The organism is Streptococcus sp. oral taxon 056 str. F0418, assembly GCF_000220065.1.
Taxonomy (GTDB): domain Bacteria; phylum Bacillota; class Bacilli; order Lactobacillales; family Streptococcaceae; genus Streptococcus.
This window is the reverse complement of the sequence record NZ_AFQU01000001.1, coordinates 1,589,995-1,607,829: the sequence shown is the minus strand read 5'-3', so window position 1 is coordinate 1,607,829 and position 17,835 is coordinate 1,589,995. Positions and strand designations below refer to the sequence as shown.

12 protein-coding genes are annotated in these 17,835 nt (G+C 39.4%); 1 reads left to right on the top strand and 11 read right to left on the bottom strand.

Annotated features, from left to right (window positions below; translation table 11 throughout):
• Positions 1 to 36 precede the first annotated feature (36 nt).
• Entirely contained in the window at positions 37 to 1,002 is a 966-nt protein-coding gene (locus tag HMPREF9182_RS07985) for an asparaginase domain-containing protein (RefSeq protein ID WP_037602814.1), read from the top strand.
• 432 nt (positions 1,003 to 1,434) lie between these two features.
• Here the strand turns inward: HMPREF9182_RS07985 and recG are convergent, their stop codons facing one another.
• The 11 genes from recG to tig all read right to left on the bottom strand — a co-directional run bounded on the left by recG (position 1,435) and on the right by tig (position 17,806).
• Positions 1,435 to 3,450, bottom strand: a complete 2,016-nt coding sequence (gene recG / locus HMPREF9182_RS07980; RefSeq protein ID WP_009443282.1) for an ATP-dependent DNA helicase RecG — start codon at positions 3,448 to 3,450, stop codon at positions 1,435 to 1,437.
• 54 nt (positions 3,451 to 3,504) lie between these two features.
• Complete coding sequence (alr, locus tag HMPREF9182_RS07975) at positions 3,505 to 4,611, bottom strand: alanine racemase (RefSeq protein ID WP_009443891.1); 1,107 nt, start codon at positions 4,609 to 4,611, stop codon at positions 3,505 to 3,507.
• The gene (acpS, locus tag HMPREF9182_RS07970) at positions 4,601 to 4,963 is read right to left on the bottom strand and encodes a holo-ACP synthase (RefSeq protein ID WP_009755074.1); all 363 of its coding nucleotides are present in this window, start codon (positions 4,961 to 4,963) and stop codon (positions 4,601 to 4,603) included. Before acpS ends, alr begins: the two co-directional genes overlap by 11 nt.
• A 115-nt stretch (positions 4,964 to 5,078) precedes the next feature.
• Positions 5,079 to 6,110, bottom strand: a complete 1,032-nt coding sequence (locus tag HMPREF9182_RS07965) for a 3-deoxy-7-phosphoheptulonate synthase (RefSeq protein ID WP_009443755.1) — start codon at positions 6,108 to 6,110, stop codon at positions 5,079 to 5,081.
• A 27-nt stretch (positions 6,111 to 6,137) separates the two neighbouring features.
• Positions 6,138 to 8,651: a preprotein translocase subunit SecA gene (gene secA / locus HMPREF9182_RS07960; protein ID WP_009754502.1), complete on the bottom strand. Its 2,514-nt coding sequence runs from the start codon at positions 8,649 to 8,651 to the stop codon at positions 6,138 to 6,140.
• A gap of 242 nt (positions 8,652 to 8,893) precedes the next feature.
• Complete coding sequence (locus HMPREF9182_RS07955; protein ID WP_009443611.1) at positions 8,894 to 11,743, bottom strand: Cna B-type domain-containing protein; 2,850 nt, start codon at positions 11,741 to 11,743, stop codon at positions 8,894 to 8,896.
• Complete coding sequence (locus tag HMPREF9182_RS09635; protein WP_083819056.1) at positions 11,740 to 14,052, bottom strand: Spy0128 family protein; 2,313 nt, start codon at positions 14,050 to 14,052, stop codon at positions 11,740 to 11,742. Before HMPREF9182_RS09635 ends, HMPREF9182_RS07955 begins: the two co-directional genes overlap by 4 nt.
• A gap of 491 nt (positions 14,053 to 14,543) precedes the next feature.
• Positions 14,544 to 14,738: a hypothetical protein gene (locus HMPREF9182_RS07950; RefSeq protein WP_009755083.1), complete on the bottom strand. Its 195-nt coding sequence runs from the start codon at positions 14,736 to 14,738 to the stop codon at positions 14,544 to 14,546.
• A 262-nt stretch (positions 14,739 to 15,000) separates the two neighbouring features.
• Positions 15,001 to 15,681: a B3/B4 domain-containing protein gene (locus HMPREF9182_RS07945; protein WP_009443797.1), complete on the bottom strand. Its 681-nt coding sequence runs from the start codon at positions 15,679 to 15,681 to the stop codon at positions 15,001 to 15,003.
• A 99-nt stretch (positions 15,682 to 15,780) separates the two neighbouring features.
• Complete coding sequence (gene rpoE / locus HMPREF9182_RS07940) at positions 15,781 to 16,365, bottom strand: DNA-directed RNA polymerase subunit delta (RefSeq protein ID WP_009754494.1); 585 nt, start codon at positions 16,363 to 16,365, stop codon at positions 15,781 to 15,783.
• A gap of 157 nt (positions 16,366 to 16,522) precedes the next feature.
• Entirely contained in the window at positions 16,523 to 17,806 is a 1,284-nt protein-coding gene (gene tig / locus HMPREF9182_RS07935; protein WP_009443222.1) for a trigger factor, read from the bottom strand.
• Positions 17,807 to 17,835: the final 29 nt, after the last annotated feature.

Below are 17,835 nucleotides of genomic sequence, written 5' to 3'. Positions count from 1 at the left end.
ATAAAATAAATTATAACACAATTCGGAAAGAAGCTCATCTATGAACAAAAAATATTAGTATTGCACACCGGCGGAACTATTTCTATGCAAGCCGACGGAACAGGGAAGGTCGTAACCAACGATGTGAACCCTATGAATCACGTTTCTATACCTCTAGATGGCATCCAAGTTACCGCTTTAGACTTTTTCAACATTCCAAGCCCCCATATAACACCACAGCATATGCTCAAGCTCTATCAACACATAAAGACAGTGGCGAAAGATTTTGATGGAATCGTTATTACCCACGGTACAGACACGCTGGAAGAAACAGCTTATTTCCTAGATACGATGAAATTACCGAATATTCCAGTTGTCTTAACTGGAGCTATGCGTAGCTCTAATGAGCTTGGTAGCGATGGTGTTTATAATTATCTATCTGCCTTAAGAGTAGCAGCATACGAAAAATCACTTGGAAAAGGTGTTTTAGTTGTTATGAATGATGAAGTGCATGCTGCCAAGTATGTCACTAAAACCCATACAACAAATGTCAGTACATTTCAAACTCCAACACATGGACCACTTGGTTTGATTATGAAGCACGAAATTCTTTATTTCAAAACCGCTGAACCCCGTGTTCACTTTGATTTAGGCTGTATAGATGGACTTGTTCCTATCATAACCGCCTACGCCGGCATGAAAACTGAAATACTCGACATGCTTGATTTCAATACTATAGATGGACTTATCATTGAAGCATTCGGCGCCGGCAATCTTCCATATGAAGTAGCAGAAAAACTGGCCCAAATCACGAGCCAGGGAGTCCCCATTGCCTTAGTTTCTCGTTGCTTCAACGGCATTGCTGAGCCAGTCTATGCCTATCCTGGTGGAGGTGTCCAACTTCATGATGCAGGGATTTTCTTTGTTAAGGAACTAAATGCACCTAAAGCCAGAATCAAGCTCCTTATCGCTCTTAATGCTGGGCTAGAAGGAAACGATTTAAGGAATTACATAGAAGGATAGAAAAGCCATAGATAAGACAGCAATCAAAGATTCTTAAAAAAAGCTGGGACAAAAGTCCTAGCCTCTCAATTGTCTTTGGATTGTCGAGCAAGACGCAGTGGTTGAGTGGGCTCTACTACGCTGATTTCATCAGCTTTTACAGCCCTACTCAACTGTGCGGAGGTGGGACGGCGAAATCAAATTCTAACGAATTACCGATTTCTGTCCCACTCTCGTTTTCTTATTTTTCATATGGCGTTTAAAAGGAGGGCTGATGAAAAATAGGAGGGCTACTTACTTACCGTAAGTAGAAAATTTTTTATTTGAGACCTTGAAATTTTTATTATAGTCTACTTTGATACTTACTGTCATAATCAATACCTCATTTCTTTTGATTGGTTTTATTATAGACAGAAAGTCTTAAGGTTTTCTTATAGAAATCTTTCAAAAACCTTAATCTAAGTAATCTTGTTTTTCTAGATGAAGAGCTACTAGGTGCCAGTCAGAATCATTGCGCCAATCTGTCTTTTGCACAATCTGACCCGCTACCTTTCTTGCTTCTTCCAAGATAGGAAAATCTTCGATAATATCAGCTACTTGAAATTCTGGAATTCCTGATTGGCGAGTGCCAAAAATCTCTCCTGATCCACGCATTTTCAGATCTTCTTCTGCCAATACAAAGCCATTTGTTGTCTCTGTCATTATTTTCATGCGCTGCTTCCCAGACTCTGTCTTCGGGTTGGCGACAAGAACTGCATAAGATTGCTTATCTCCACGTCCCACACGCCCTCGTAATTGATGAAGTTGACTGAGACCAAAACGATCCGCATCCATAACAATCATAATGGTTGCATTTGGCACATTGACTCCAACCTCGATAACTGTAGTAGAAACTAAAATATCTACTTTTTTATCCTTAAATGCCTGCATAATCGTTTCTTTTTCATTGCTCTTCATTTTTCCATGAAGTAAAGAAACATGGGCAATATCTGTGAAATAAGTCCTTAGTTCCTCTTCTAAAGCAATGGCATTTTTCAAATCCAAAGTCTCTGACTCCTCGATAAGCGGAGAAATGAAATACACTTGAGCTCCTTTTAGAACTTCCTTTTTGATCCAATCAAGGACAACTTCTAGTTGCTCATGCTTCACCCAACGTGTAATGATCGGCTTGCGACCGGCTGGCATCTGATCAATGATTGATACATCCATATCTCCAAAAGCTGTAATAGCTAAAGTCCGTGGAATAGGCGTCGCTGTCATCATCAGAACATCTGGATTGTCACCCTTTTCACGTAAAATCCGACGTTGCGCCACTCCAAAGCGATGCTGCTCATCCACAATCACAAGTCCCAGACGATGGTAACGAACACTGTCCTGAATTAGCGCATGGGTTCCAATCACCATATCCACTGTACCTGTCTCAATCGCTAACAAGATTTCCCTACGCTCTGCTACCTTCATGCTCCCTGTCAACAAAGCTAGCTTTAGCTCAGGAAATAGCTGACCTAGGCTCTCAAAATGTTGTTCAGCCAAGATTTCTGTTGGTACCATCAGAGCAGACTGGTAACCTGCGGTATAGACAGCATACATCGCCAAGCCAGCAACTACAGTCTTCCCGCTTCCTACATCTCCTTGTAATAGTCGATTCATATGAGCAGGTGATTTCAGATCAGATAAAATTTCGCTCAGACTACGTTCCTGAGCTTCTGTCAATGAAAATGGCAGTTGCTTTTTCTTTTCTTGTAACAACGCCTTCTGCCAATCAATACTCAGACCATTACTTGTATCTTTGCTCTCCATTTTCAAAACCTGCAACTGCATTTGAAAATAAAACAACTCTTCAAATTTAATGCGACGAAGCGCTTGGCGGTATTCTGATAAGTCTTTCGGAAAATGCATGGCTCGTACAGCTTCTACTCTTGAAAGCAACTGATAGCGCTCTAGCAATACTCCTGGGAGATTTTCCTCAATTAATAAGTCCAGACCCTGATCAAAGGCTGTCTTAATCAACTTTACGAGACTAGTCTGGCTGATCCCTTGAGCTACTCGGTAAACTGGTTGTAAATCATCCTCCACCTGAGCTAAAAGTTTCATGCCAGTCAGACTGGCCTTAGCCTTGTCCCATTTCCCAAAAATCGCAACAGTAGCACCAACCTCGATTTTGTCTGCCAAATAAGGTTGATTAAAAAAATTAACTGCTAATACCACTTCTCCTTGCTTGATAGAAAAACGCAGACGATTGCGTTTAAATCCATAGTATTGAACATTCGCTGGAGTAGCAACAATTCCTGAAATAACAGCTTTTTCACCATCTTCTAGATCAAATACTTGCTTGCTTTGAAAATCTTCATAGCGAAAAGGAAAATAGAGTAGCAAATCCTGTAAGGTCTCAATACCTAATTTAGCAAACTTCTCCGCTGATTTCGGTCCTACTCCAGGCAGAACCGATAAAGATTGGTGTAAATTCATAGTTCCTCTTTCAGTTCCATATTTTTAGAATCCCTTAGTGTGACCAGCCGATATTTAAGCCTTATAAATCCTTGGCACACGATCGCTAAGAAGACAAAGAACCTCATAGTTAATCGTTTCTCGTTTTGCCGCCACATCTGTCGCAGTTATTGTTTCTGCTCCGCTATTTCCAATAAAAACAACTGGTGTTCCTAAAGGATATTTTCTTGGCAATCGCACTGTGATTTGGTCCATTGAAACTCGACCAACAATTGGACAACGATAGCCATCAATCAACACATCAAACCCTTGCATATCGCGAGTCCAGCCATCAGCATACCCCAAAGGGATCGTTCCAATGAATTGAGAATCTGTTGCCGTATAAGTTGCTCCATATCCAATATTTGCTCCCTCTTCCACCTCTTTGACATGCACCAATTCAGATACGAGACTCAAAGCAGGCTTTACCTCGTAAGGAAGATCCAGCGTACTACCACTTGGATTCAAGCCATAAATAATATCACCCAAACGCACAGCATTCATCACAGTATCACTATGCCAAAGAGAGGTTGCCGAATTACTAGCATGAACAATCGGAGGAACCTCATTCAATCCATTCAAGATTCTCTTGAAGCAAGCGAGTTGCGCTTCAAATTTGCTACTATCTACCTCATCTGCAGTCGCAAAATGGGTAAAGATCCCTTCTACCTGTACTCCTGCTGCCTGCAATCTATCAATCGCATTCTGAAGAGATTTTTCATCTCGAAATCCAATTCGTCCCATTCCAGAATCGACTTTCATATGGACCACTAATCCGTTCAGAGACAAGCCAGAGTCTTCTAGTAAATCCAACCATTCTAAACTAGCCACAGTCAATGTAATCCGATGCTGGATAGCAAGCGAAACAGCTTCAATGGCAGACACACCCAAAATTAGGATTTTCTTACTAAGTCCTGCTTCTCGCAGCTCCAAAGCTTCATCAATATTAGAAACACAAAATCCATCTACGATTTCTTCAATATGATGGGACACTGCTACAGCACCATGTCCATAGGCATCCGCTTTTACAACAGCCCATTTTTCAACCGTTTGAGGTAGATGGGCCGACAACTGCTCAATATTAAAATAAATGGCCGATAAATCCACAAGAGCTCGAGTCGGTCTATGTAAACTAGTTCTCATTTTTTTCCTCCAAAATTACACTAGCCATGACACTATTTCCTGCATGGCTAATCGACACCCAGACCTTACCAGAAAAGGGAGACCGAGTAAAGATTGGCGCACCTTTTTCATCATTTAAGATCTCTAAATCTTGAAAACCAACCTTGCCAATCCCTGTTCCCCAGGCCTTAGCAAAGGCTTCTTTAGCAGACCAGCGCCCTGCTAAATATTCTATTTTCCGTTTACCAGAAAGTGTTTCAAAGCGTCTTAACTCTGCCTCTGTTAGTACTTTTTGAGCAAAACGAGCATGTTTAGTATAAGCTTGCTGAATAGAAGACAACTCTTCTATATCGATTCCATGTCCTATAATCATTCTTTATCTAGGAATGAGACAAAACTCAGCTGGGCGACCAACTGAGCTTGCTACAATCCGATCTCTTGGTCATTCCTTCATCACCAAGCAGATTCCTTTCATTTTTATAATAAAATTACTTGTCTAGATGAGCATAAATGCCTTGAATCAACTGTTCGGTTTTGCTCCAACCTAGACAGGGATCTGTAATTGACTTTCCAAAAACTTCTGGTTGATCTTGTCGTCCATCTTCCAAATAAGATTCAATCATAAAGCCACGAACAGTCTGCTTAATTTTTTCATTCCAATCGCGATTAAGTAGCGTCTCACGAACAATTCGTTCCTGTTCAAAATGTTGTTTGCCAGAATTGTCATGATTTGTATCAACCACAATAAAAGGATATTGTAGATTTAACTTATCATAAGCGCTAAGTGTCTCGAGAAGTTGCTCATAATGATAATTTGGCTCATTCTTACCATTGGCATGAATAGCTCCACGCAAGATTGCATGAGCAAGTGGATTGCCTGATGTTTCAACCTCTTGAAAACGATAGAGGAAGGTCTGCTGATTCTGAGCAGCATAAATCGCATTGAACATCACAGACAAATTGCCTGAGGTTGGATTTTTCATCCCAACTGGAGTGGATAAACCTGATGCTACAAATCGATGTTGCTGATCCTCGACAGAGCGAGCGCCTACAGCCATATAGGATACCAAATCATCTACTAGTGCAACATTCTCTGGGTAAAGCATTTCATCTGCAGTTGTTAATCCTGTTTCTGTAATGACACGATGGTGCAAATTGCGAACAGCTTTAATACCATCCATCAGATTCGGTCCTTCTGAAGCTTTAGGCTGATGAATCAACCCCTTATACCCATCGCCATTGGTACGTGGCTTAGCTGTATAAACACGCATCACTATAAAGATACGATCTTTAACCTTTTCTTGTAAAGCAGCCAAACGCCCAGCATATTCCAAAACTGCTTCTTCATTATCAGAAGAGCACGGACCGATAATCAATAAAAGTCTCTGATCTTCACCACGGATAATGGCGGCTAATTCTTGATCTCGCTGTTGCTTTTTTTCGCGAGTTTGGTCATCTAGTTGCGACAAGCTACGCACTTGTTCCAAGTCCACCACTGAACCTCTTGTTGTAAAGGTCATTGTACTCCTCTTTCTGTCCAATCTTTTTTAACGGCCGTGGCAGTTTTTGAATTTCTTACCTGAGCCACATGGACATAGCTCATTACGACCAACTTTTGATAAATCTACACCAGATGGCACATCTGATTCTTGTGCAGCAATATTTCGAGTTGCTGTCGTTACAATGTTATGCTCTGCACGTGGACGTTCTTGTTCATGAATTTGCGCTTTCATCATCAAGCGTGTAACATCAAACTCGATAGAACCAATCATATCGTTGAACATTCTGAAACTTTCTGCTTGGTATTCAACTACAGGATTGTTCTGAGCATAACCACGAAGTCCAACAGCATTACGAAGTTGATCTAATGCATCAATATGATCTGTCCACTTGTTATCTACAACACGTAAAATCAATACTTTTTGGAACTCTTGAACTGCCTCTTCATCACGAAGTTTAGCAATCTGACTATCATAGACTTTCAAAGCTCGTTCGTAAAGGTCTGCCTTAATTTCCTTATCAGTCATTCCTTGAAGGTCAGCTGTAGTAATGGAATCCTCTGGAACTAGATTGTATTTCGCAAAGTTTACAATGGCTTCTAGCTTTTCTTCTTGAGGTGCTCTGCTATTGCCATCTACAAATCGATCAATCGTCCGTTTCATCATAGCATGAATTTCAGGTGCCAAATCACGATTAGCTGTGATGACGTCATGTCTTTCAGCATAAATGATTTCACGTTGCTCACGCATAACATCATCATATTGAAGGACTTGTTTACGAGTATCGTAGTTATTTCCTTCTACTCGCTTCTGTGCTGCTTCGACTTGACGAGTCAGCATATTAGATCGAATCACTGATTCCTCTTCACTTAGATTAAAGCGTTCAAGGACAGCTTTGATCCTTTCTGATCCAAAACGTTTCATCAATTCATCTTCAAGCGAAAGATAAAATTGTGACTCACCTGGATCACCTTGACGACCTGCACGTCCACGAAGCTGATTGTCAATCCGACGGCTCTCATGTCGTTCTGTACCAATAACACAGAGTCCACCTAACTCACGTACACCTTCTCCAAGCTTAATATCTGTACCACGACCAGCCATATTTGTCGCAATGGTCACCGCACCACGCTGACCAGCATTCATAATAATTTGCGCTTCTTTATAGTGATTTTTAGCATTCAGAACCTCATGTGGAACTCCTGCAGCTACTAGCTTTTTAGACAAGTAATCACTGGTTTCAACCGCTACGGTACCAACTAGAACTGGTTGGCCTTTTTGATAGCGTTCTTTAACGTCTTCTACTACTGCTCTAAATTTAGACTCTAAGCTAGGATAAAGCAAATCTGGATGATCAATACGTGCTACTGGTCGGTTAGTTGGAATCGGAATAACACGAATGTTATAAATTTCGCGGAATTCTTCCTCCTCAGTCTTACCAGTACCAGTCATTCCAGACAACTTTTTATACATACGGAAAAGATTTTGATAAGTGATAGAAGCCGATGTCTTGGTCTCATCCTGAACCGGCACACCTTCCTTAGCCTCAATCGCTTGGTGAAGACCATCTGAGTAGCGACGACCTTCCATCGTACGACCAGTAAACTGGTCAACAATCAAGATTTCTTGCTCTTCACTAACCACATAGTCAATATCTAAAATCATTATATAGTTGGCACGAAGAGCATTATCAATAAAGTGGGTCAAGGCCACATTTTCAATATCATATAAATTGTCTAACTTGAAATAACTTTCGGCTTTATCAATACCTGAATCCGAAAGTCCGATTGTCTTAGACTGAACATCAATGATATAGTCATCTTTTTCTAAAGTTTTTACAAAACTATCTGCCATATGATACAGCTGATTGATTTCAGATGAAACTGGGCCAGATACGATCAAAGGGGTACGAGCTTCATCGATCAAAATAGAATCCACCTCATCCACTAACGCATAGTTAAGCGGGCGTTGAACCATATTTTCAGCACGTACAACCATGTTATCACGAAGGTAGTCAAACCCAATCTCTGAGTTTGTTGAATATGTAATATCACAAGCGTAGGCTTCACGTTTTTCAGCTGGTGATTTTGCAGCCAGGTTAATCCCTACCGAAAGACCTAACCATGAATACAATTCCCCCATCTCAGTCGCATCACGCTCACTCAAGTATTCATTAACCGTGACAACGTGTACACCCTCTCCTGCTAAGGCATTCAAATAAACGGGCATAGTCGCTGTCAGTGTTTTTCCTTCACCTGTACGCATTTCAGGCACATCTCCATGGTGCAGAACAATTCCACCCATAATCTGAACTGGATAAGGATACAAGCCTAAGACACGCTTAGCTGCTTCACGAACAACAGCAAAAGCCTCATATAACAGCTGATCCAAAGTTTCACCTTTTTGATAGCGTTGTTTAAATTCTTCCGTTTTTGCTTTTAATTGTTCATCGGACAAGGCAGCCATTTGGTCACTATATGAAATAACCTTATCCGCCATTTTTTCTAATTTTCTTATTTCACCTTTATCATTCTCGATGATTGTTCTTAAAATATTTGCCATTTTTTTCCTTACTTTATAATCTTTTTGATTTTAGAATGTTCTTTTCATTATAGCATTTTTACCCGTATCTTTCAACAAACAAGAGGCTTTTTTATAAGAGCATTACTATAAAACCATAGAGCAAACAATCAATTTATAGCTTCATCAATCACTCATTACACCATTCCTGCCAAACAAGTTTTCGTTTTAAAATAATCAAATACCCCCATGTCAAAGTGACATGGGGGTTATGAATTTTTACATTAGTGTTTCCACTTGAGATAGAAAACTCCTCCTAATAGACAAAGTCCAATCAGTACTAAAAGACTCACACTTGTACCTGTTAATGGTAATCGATGTCCTCGACGAACAACCTGCTGAACTTCCTCTTTTGGAAGCTTGATACCTTCACTCACCCCTGTCTTATCCGGTTTTTGATTAGGAGTAACCAATGCTCCCTTATCCAAACCTTGAGGCTTACCATTCGGAACTGAAGGAGTCGAACTTGGGGATGAATTCGGTTGTGCTTTCGAACCAGATTGGCGAGTATGGATTACAGTCGTACCATCCACTCGCAACTGGTAACCATCTACCGTATCGGCAGAAATCTTATAAACAATCTCTTTACCATCCTTATAGCGTGGTAAATCCTTAAATTCATAACGCCACTTGCCTTCTGAATCCGCTCGAACAACCTTGCTCTCTTTCACTCGTCCATCCACAATCAAGTGAATATTCACTGTGCTTGGACGTTTACCTGACTGATTGCCATCATCATTCCAAATCACTTCTCCTGTGACAGATATCTTCTGCTCTGGTGTCAGCTTATTGGTTATCGTATATTGACCATTCTCTTCAGACACAAGTCCCTCTTCATAGCCTGCAACACGACTTGTCTCAAAAACTTGATAACGAATCTCTTGGCCGGCTTCGTATTTCGGAAGCTCTTTTGAAACGAAGTTCCAGTTACCATCTCCATCTGGACTCACTGTGATAGTATCCACTACTTCTCTACCTTTTCGGATTTCAACAGTAATAGAGGTTGGACGTTTGCCTGCTTGGTTATTGTCGTCTTCCCATATTTTCTTTCCAAGGATACGAACAGTCTCTGGTGTATGGCTGTTGGTAATTTCACGACCATTGATGCTTGTGGTATAGCCTGCAACGCTGTCTTCTGTAACAGAATAAGTGATCTCTTGGCCGGCTTCATATTTCGGAAGTTGGCTAAAACGGTAACGCCAGTTATCAGCGGAGCTGATTTCCTTACTCTCTACTTCTGTAGTTGTACCTGCCACCGTCTTCATCAAGTGAATCGTAATCTTATCGGGGCGTTTACCATCTTGATTTTCCTCATCATCCCATTTCTTAATGACTTCATAGTCTACGACTTGCGGTTGATAGGAGTTAGTAATGTCAAAGTCCTTAATTTCCGTAGTGTAATTTGCCACAGTATCTTCAGAAATCGTATACTTGATTTCTTGACCTGCTTTATACTTCGGTTGAGCCACAAAAGTAGTGGTCCATTTCCCTTCAGAATCAGCTGTCACTTTCTTGCTGGCTACTTTTTGTCCATCTGCTAAGAGGTGAACGGTAATTTCAGACGGACGTTTCCCATCTTGATTCTGAGCATCATTCCAATTCTTCTTGACTGTGATGTCCATCTTTTCTGGTGTGTAACTATTAGTCAAATTAAACTGATCAACTCTTGTCGTATAACCTGCTACACTAGCTTCACTGATAGAGTAAGTAATAACTTCCCCATTCTTGTATTTTGGTAAATCGCTAAAACGATAAGACCAAGCATCTGCAGCAGAGACTGTCTTACTGTCTACCAAGCTACCATTCGCTAACAAACGTACTGTGATAGAAGCAGGACGCTTCCCATCTTGGTTATCCGCATCATCCCAAGTCTTGCTTCCAGAAACTTCTGTTTTTTCTGGGCTATAGCTATTAGTCAAGTTATAGCCATTGATCTGGCTCGTATAGTGAGCAACTGTTTCCTCACTAATTGAATAAGTGATTTCTTTTCCACCCTCATACTTAGGCTGATCTTTAAAGCTATACTTCCAATCATCTGCTTGGCTAACTTCCTTAGAAGCTACCTTGCTTGGTGCTTGACCATCAACGGACTTCATCAAGTTGACTGTAATCTTACTTGGTCGTTTCCCGTCTTGGTCATTGCTATCATTCCAAGTTTTCTCACCAGCGATTGTCACGGTTTCCGGTGTGTAACTATTGGTGATCGTATGGTCTTTAACCTTGCTGGTGTAACCGGCCACCGCTTCCTCGCTCACACTGTAAACAATCTTAGTTCCATTTTTATATTCTGGAAGATTGGTGAAGGTGTGCTTCCAGTTGCCATCTCCATCTGGACCAAATGTCGCATCAGATACTTTTTCTCCATCTGCTAGAAGATTTACTGTAATCGTAGCTGGACGTTTCCCATCTTGATTGCTTTTATCTTTCCAGACCTTCGTAACTTCAAACTGAGTAGTACTTGGAGTATGGCTATTGGTAATCGTAAACCCTGTAGACATATCACCTGTCACACTAGCTGTGTAGCCAGATGGACTGCTGACTTCTTTTACTGTGTAATCAATCTCGTGGCCAGATTTTTTCACTGGTAAATCACTCCAAGTATGGCTCCAACCATCCTCGGCTTTCAGGGTGACTTCTGTTCCTGACTTTTGACCGTCCGCATAAAGCTGAACCTTAACAGTGCTTGGGCGCTTCCCATCTTGGTCATTGCCATCATCCCAAGCTTTGGTTACGGATACTGTACGCTTGGCTGGAGTATGTGTATTGGTCACTTGATAGCCTGTGATGGTCGACTGGTAATCTGCGACCGCATCTTCTGTGATACTATAGGCAATCTCCTTACCACCTTCATACTTAGGTTGGTTTTTAAAGCTGTATTTCCAGTCTTCTGCTTGACCAACTGTTTGACTAGCAACCTCAACAGGTTGACTACCATCAACTGACTTCATCAAGCGAACAGTTATACTTGCTGGGCGAAGACCATCTTGGTCGTCTGCATCATCCCACGTTTTAGTACCTGCGACCGTTAGTGTTTCAGGGGTATGACTATTGGTCACTACAAAACCACTTGTCATATCTCCTGTGACGGTTGATCGGTAGCCTGTTGGGACTGTTTTTCTGCAACAGTATAAGCTATTTCATTATCAGATGAATCGTACTTATCCAAATTAGAAAAACTAGCTTGCCAATTGTTAGAAGCATCTAGCGTAAGACTCTGACCTGTCCTAGTCCCATCTGCTAGCAACTCAACTTCTACAGAGCTTGGACGCTTCCCATCTTGATTATCTACATCTGACCATGTTTTGGTGATGGAAATTACTCTTGTTGGCTTTACATAAATATTAGAAAAAGTGTCACGCAAATCTTTGTAGGTCAGAGAGGTCGTCAAATTCCCAGATAAATCATCCGTAACTTCAACAGTTACCTCAATTGGTGTTGAATCATAAGTTATACCAGGCTCAGAACCTACTACTTCTTCAATATTATATTGATAAGTTCCTGCTCTATCATATGTAATTTCAGGAAATTCAATGGACCCATCAGCTTTATTTTTAGTGGTTGAGACAACTGTACCGTCTTGATTTTTCAGAACAAACTCAAATTCATTTGCCTTTAAGCTACGACCACTCAAAATTTTCTTAGCTGTCAGTTTTTTCTTTGTCTTTTTGGCCTGATAAGTATTTGTAAAGAGTGCATCCGTGTCGCCCGCTCCAGTGATAGAGGTTACAACTAACTTGCCTGTCCCATCATCTGCAACAACTATTTCAACATTTTTCACACTAGTGTCATAGGTTACTCCCGGCAGATTATTGTTAAGTTCCGAAATAGTATAGTGGTAAGTTCCAGGGCGGGAAAACTTAACATTAGAAAACGTAATATTCCCATCTGCATCATTCGTTGCTCTTGCTATAACAGATGTTGCATTTTTTAATATAAAAGTAAATTCATTTGCCTTTAAAGCACGATTAGCCAAAGCTTTTTTTGCTGTGATCGTCGCTTCCACCGGTGTCGGAGCATAAAGGTTATCCCAATAAACAACCTGACCATCCTGGGTCACATTAATCTTACGTGGAGTTGTATCTAACTTGTAGCCCGGGAGAGTTTCAATTTCTTCTAGAGTATATTCTCCTTCGGTTAGACGAGGAGTTTGATAAACTCCTGGATCTTTTTGCGAATTATCCGCAGTGACAAACTCCGTTGACACTCCATTTGGATCCGTCAAGCGGAATTTTACACCATTTAATCCACGTCCCGTCTCCTTATCCCGTTTATAAAGAATGATCGAACGTGCGGGTTTAATCGTGATAGAAGCTCCTGAAGTATCAACGGATGATTGCGTAGCGCTAGAAGCCACATTGCTTCGATTAGTAAATGGTTTTACCAACTCCCCGTTTTCTGTCGCTTCCAAATAATTGGTAATCGTTGTCCCTTGGACATTTTTAGCCGTGGTCGAATAAGTCAAAAAATATTGTTCTGTACCAATATTTCCTAGGTCTAGTGTAAATTGTGTATAATCCGAGTTAAACGATAAAAATTGAGTAATATCCACTACTTCAAACTGACCTTTTTGATTGATATAACCACGTGTATCAGTACGCAGTGTTCCACGAATCAGTTTGAAAGTTTCTGGGATAAATTGATAACCTTCTGTTTTCAGTGTATCTTTTAAAACAAAGTTTTTACGATCTGTTTTATTTGTATTGACATAAACGTTCCACGGATGCCAGTAAGAGCCTGAACGCCCTAATGCTGCTGATGTCCATTCTTTCTTCTGGATAACACCGCCTGCTTTTGAAAAATTTTGGATTGTTGTATCATAGGCTCCACCTTGGGAACTCTTAGCAATAATATTTACCCTATCATTTTTACCATATCCTTTTAAAGGAAGTGGCGTGGCTATTGGCACAGCCTTTTTTATCCTAAATGTCGAGTTTATATTCCCCGAAACACTAGTAATAGAAAGAGAGGCTTGCTTATACTTATCTAGATTTTTCATGGTGACCATGACCTTACCGCCAGCATGCTCTCCGTTAGAGGTAATAACGACATCAGCAACTTTCCAACCATGCTCATCTTCAATTTCCATGGTTCGCGCGTCCACTGACATTGGTGCAGGAATATCATAAGTAAAGTAATCCCCATCCTCTAAATTATTGTCATAATCCGTCAAATCAAAGTCAGTCGTTAAAGTATATAAACCATTGACTTGAAGAGTAACAGGATCTGTTTTAAAAGCATTCCCGTTAGATAAAATTTCTGTCCTTGGAAATTTTACTTTAGTCAGCTCTTTGGCCTCAACTTTTTGTACCATAAAAAAGACACTCAAAAATGTCAATGTTACAACAGTAAAGGTCTTAAACAAAGCAAATAATTTTTTCATCATTTTTCCCCATCTATTATATTACATAATACATCATTTTATTATACCATAAAAAACTAATTTTTATTCTATATTACTTCTATTTTTCAAACCTTTTTGTTTTAAACTTCAAATCAAATATACCATTATATAAATTAATAACAAAAACCTAGGATATCTTAACACAATGCATTCTGATTTTATAATCTATAAACACTGAAATCCTCCTCTTTTATCAACTCTAACCTTCCTGTTATTTTTAGTTCATTCACCATTATTAATACAACGATAAAAATCATTATAATGTCTACCGGTGGCTGAAGAAACTAAACAACTGAAATTCCAAATATTATTGGTAAAACAGCTATACATGGAACAAATAGAAATCATTGCAAAAAAACACAATAATACTCGCTTTTTCTCATTGCCAGTCGCTTAAAAATGTAATAATTATAACCTTTATTCCATATAAAATATCCTATAACGATTGGACACCTACGCTAAATTTGTAGTCTTTAAACCAAAAATTCTAAAATTTGAATAGAGAAGATGATGGTCATCATCAAAAAGACACCCACTAAAACTAGATCTCCTTGCGAGAAGATATTTATCATCTCTTTTACACGTATATAGTTCTTCACACCATAGTTCACGTCAACAACAAGCTGCAATTGCTGACTCATCCTAACTTTAGCAATCACATCTTTCATTATCGTCTCTTAAAATCCTTTTCTCAAAAAAAGTAACGGTAGTATTGACAAATCTCCTTGTTCATTTCTCCTGAATTTTCGCATCTTTCTTGACTATTTATTTTTCAATCTAAATCAATCTTTTGTTAACTCATTTTAAATAAATGGCGTCGATTTTTTGTTTTTTACTATCAATCTACCTTACCAATAACTATACAAAAAAAGATTAGAAATCCATCTAATCTTTTCTGGTTTCTACAGTAGAAAGGAAAATCTTTTACGACTATTCCTCTGTCTGAATAACATAAGTTGAAAATTCTATATTTGACATACATTCTATCAAGTCTTTCCGAATCCTTTCCAATGCATCTAAACGCATTTCTACTGAGGTATTCGCATTCCCTTGGATAATAAAAATAGCATTTTGAGTCTCATCATCAAATTTATAATGCTCACTATCTCGAACATCTAACCACGCCAAAACTCCTTTAGCATCACGGTAAACATAGTCCGTCTTTGAAACATGCTTTTCAGTTGAAAGGATGGGGAGAAAAACATCTTCTTTCTGGCTCACTGTAAACTCTAAGTTACCCTCAATTTTATCAAAATCATGTCCACCAATGGCTAATAAAGAATGTAGAGCTTCCACATTATAAATATCAATAATACTGTTAATATGCGGAAGAGAACCTCTGTGTTGGATATTTCGGATCAAAGCTGGGACAGTCGGAGGATTTTTCTTAATACTACGCCCTACACGCTGCAACATATCAGTATATCCTTGAATAACTGGCGATTTTAGAAGTTCCTCTAGATTACAATTCAAAGCCCACTCTTCCATCTCTTTTTTCTTTTTCAAAAAATTCGAAGATAGATCAGCATTTGGATTGACATGTTTCGCAATCCCAACCACAACACTTTCAATCCCTAAGTCTCTCAGACTTTTATCAACGATAAATTCCATAGTATGAGTCCTCCACTCATTTTTTCTTTATTATATATCTTTCAACCATAAAGTCAATAAAAAAAGAAGCACTTTACACTTTGCTTCTTTTCAGCTAATCTATTCTTCATTTTCAGTGTCGTCATCTGAAAACTCATCGTCTTCTTCATTAATATCGACATCTTCATCTAAATCGTCCGGCGCTATCTCGTTGATTTCAGCATCATAAGCTTCTGCTTCACTCTTTTCATCGTCCGGATTTTCTTCATCATAGTTGAGTGCAGGGTCTGCTTCGTAAGAATCTTCGTCCTCTGGATCATCATCGCTATAATCAATGGCATCTTCATCACCATCCATAAAGGCATTCACACGTTTCTTTCTACGTGCTTTTGGTGTATCTTCGTCATCTGTCTCTTCAAGTGCAATGATTTCTTCATCTACTTCATCAATCGCATACCATGAACGTAGTCCCCACTTATTATCTCCGAGTGGAATGAAACTTCCATCAACATTTAATTCTGTATAGAACAAAGGCAGGGCTTCACGAATTTCGCTGTTTGATTTTTCTAGATAATTTTGAATTTCATTGACAAGGTCATTAAAGTACATCTCATGATCACGACCGCGCAATTCTAAAATAGCACGTGCTACCTCAATCATAGAAAGCTCACTTTTTTCTTGTCCAGCAAATACTTCTAATTCCAAAGTTGGTCTCCTTTTAAACTGATAAAGGCCTTAGCCCTCTTGCATTTTTTCGCTACTTTCTATTGTACGATATTTTTTTGCTTTCGTCAAAAGAATTTCGCTCTTTTTCCTTTAAAGAAAAAGAAAAGCCACTAGTTAAACTAGGGCTTTCACAATATTATTTTACTTTTGCTGAACTTGTGATAACTTCAACAGCTTTCTTGATTGCAATATCATGTTTTAGCATATCTTCTGAAAGAAGTTGACGAACACGTTCTACTTCCATGTTGTAGTCAGCTGCAAGTGAAGTGATTTCTGCTTCAATTTCTTCTGCACTTGCTTCAAAACCTTCTGCTTTAGCGATTGCTTCAATTACAAGGCTTGTCTTAGTACGAGCTTCAGCATCAGCTTCATGTTGTTTGTGAAGATCTTCTTGAGTTGTACCAGTGATTTGGAAGTACATGTCTGGAGAAATACCTTGACGTTGCATATTTCCAAGGAACTCGTTTACTGAACGGTGAACTTCTTCATGTACCATTTCTTCTGGTAATTCTACGATTTCTGCATTTTCTACTGCAAGATCAATCGCTGCTGACTCAACTGCATCCTTGTATGCTGCTTCTTTTCCTTCAGCTAATTCTTTACGATATTTTTCTTTCAATTCATCAAGAGTTTCCACTTCTTCATCAATGTCTTTAGCAAGCTCATCGTCAAGTGCTGGAACTTCTTTTTCTTTTACTTCATGAATAGTTGTGACAAACTTAGCTTCTTTTCCTGCAAGGTCAGTCGCTTGATAGTCTTCTGGGAATGTAACAAGCACATCAACTGTTTCACCAGCTTTATGACCAACTAACTGCTCTTCAAAACCTGGGATGAATTGACCGCTACCGAGTCCAAGTGAGAAATTATCACCTTTACCACCGTCAAACTCTACACCATCAATAGAGCCAACGAAATCGATAACAACAGTATCGCCTTCAGCTGCTGCTCCATCTTTCAGAACCAACTCAGCTAAATTATTGCGTTCACGTTCGATACGTGCGTTAACATCTTCGTCTGTTACTTCTTTTGAAAGATCTACAGACACTTCAAGGTTTTTGTATGCACCAAGTTTCACTTCTGGTTTCGTTACAACTTCTGCAGAAATAGTCCAATCTTGTCCTTTTTCCATTGATACAACATCAATTTTGGGTTGTGCAACTACTTCAATACCAGCTTCCTTAACAGCAGCTTCATAGGCAGTTGGAAGCAAGTTGTTCAAAGCGTCTTGGTAAAGCGCTTCTTCACCAAATTTTTGATTGAAAACAGGACGTGGAAGATGACCTTTACGGAAACCTGGCACATTAATTGTTTTCTTTACTGAGTTAAACACACGGTCTAATTCTGGTTTAATTTGTTCTTGACTAATTGAAAAAGTCAAGACACCACGGTTTGTTTCTTTATTTTCAAATGATACAGACATTCTGTCATTTCTCCTTAAAATTTATTGAG

Coding starts and splice junctions, on each gene's coding strand:
- recG (WP_009443282.1), bottom strand. CDS start 3,450: ATGAATTTACACCAATCTTTATCGGTTCTGCCTGGAGTAGGACCGAAA.
- alr (WP_009443891.1), bottom strand. CDS start 4,611: ATGAGAACTAGTTTACATAGACCGACTCGAGCTCTTGTGGATTTATCG.
- acpS (WP_009755074.1), bottom strand. CDS start 4,963: ATGATTATAGGACATGGAATCGATATAGAAGAGTTGTCTTCTATTCAG.
- HMPREF9182_RS07965 (WP_009443755.1), bottom strand. CDS start 6,110: ATGACCTTTACAACAAGAGGTTCAGTGGTGGACTTGGAACAAGTGCGT.
- secA (WP_009754502.1), bottom strand. CDS start 8,651: ATGGCAAATATTTTAAGAACAATCATCGAGAATGATAAAGGTGAAATA.
- HMPREF9182_RS07955 (WP_009443611.1), bottom strand. CDS start 11,743: ATGACAAGTGGTTTTGTAGTGACCAATAGTCATACCCCTGAAACACTA.
- HMPREF9182_RS09635 (WP_083819056.1), bottom strand. CDS start 14,052: ATGATGAAAAAATTATTTGCTTTGTTTAAGACCTTTACTGTTGTAACA.
- HMPREF9182_RS07950 (WP_009755083.1), bottom strand. CDS start 14,738: ATGAAAGATGTGATTGCTAAAGTTAGGATGAGTCAGCAATTGCAGCTT.
- HMPREF9182_RS07945 (WP_009443797.1), bottom strand. CDS start 15,681: ATGGAATTTATCGTTGATAAAAGTCTGAGAGACTTAGGGATTGAAAGT.
- tig (WP_009443222.1), bottom strand. CDS start 17,806: ATGTCTGTATCATTTGAAAATAAAGAAACAAACCGTGGTGTCTTGACT.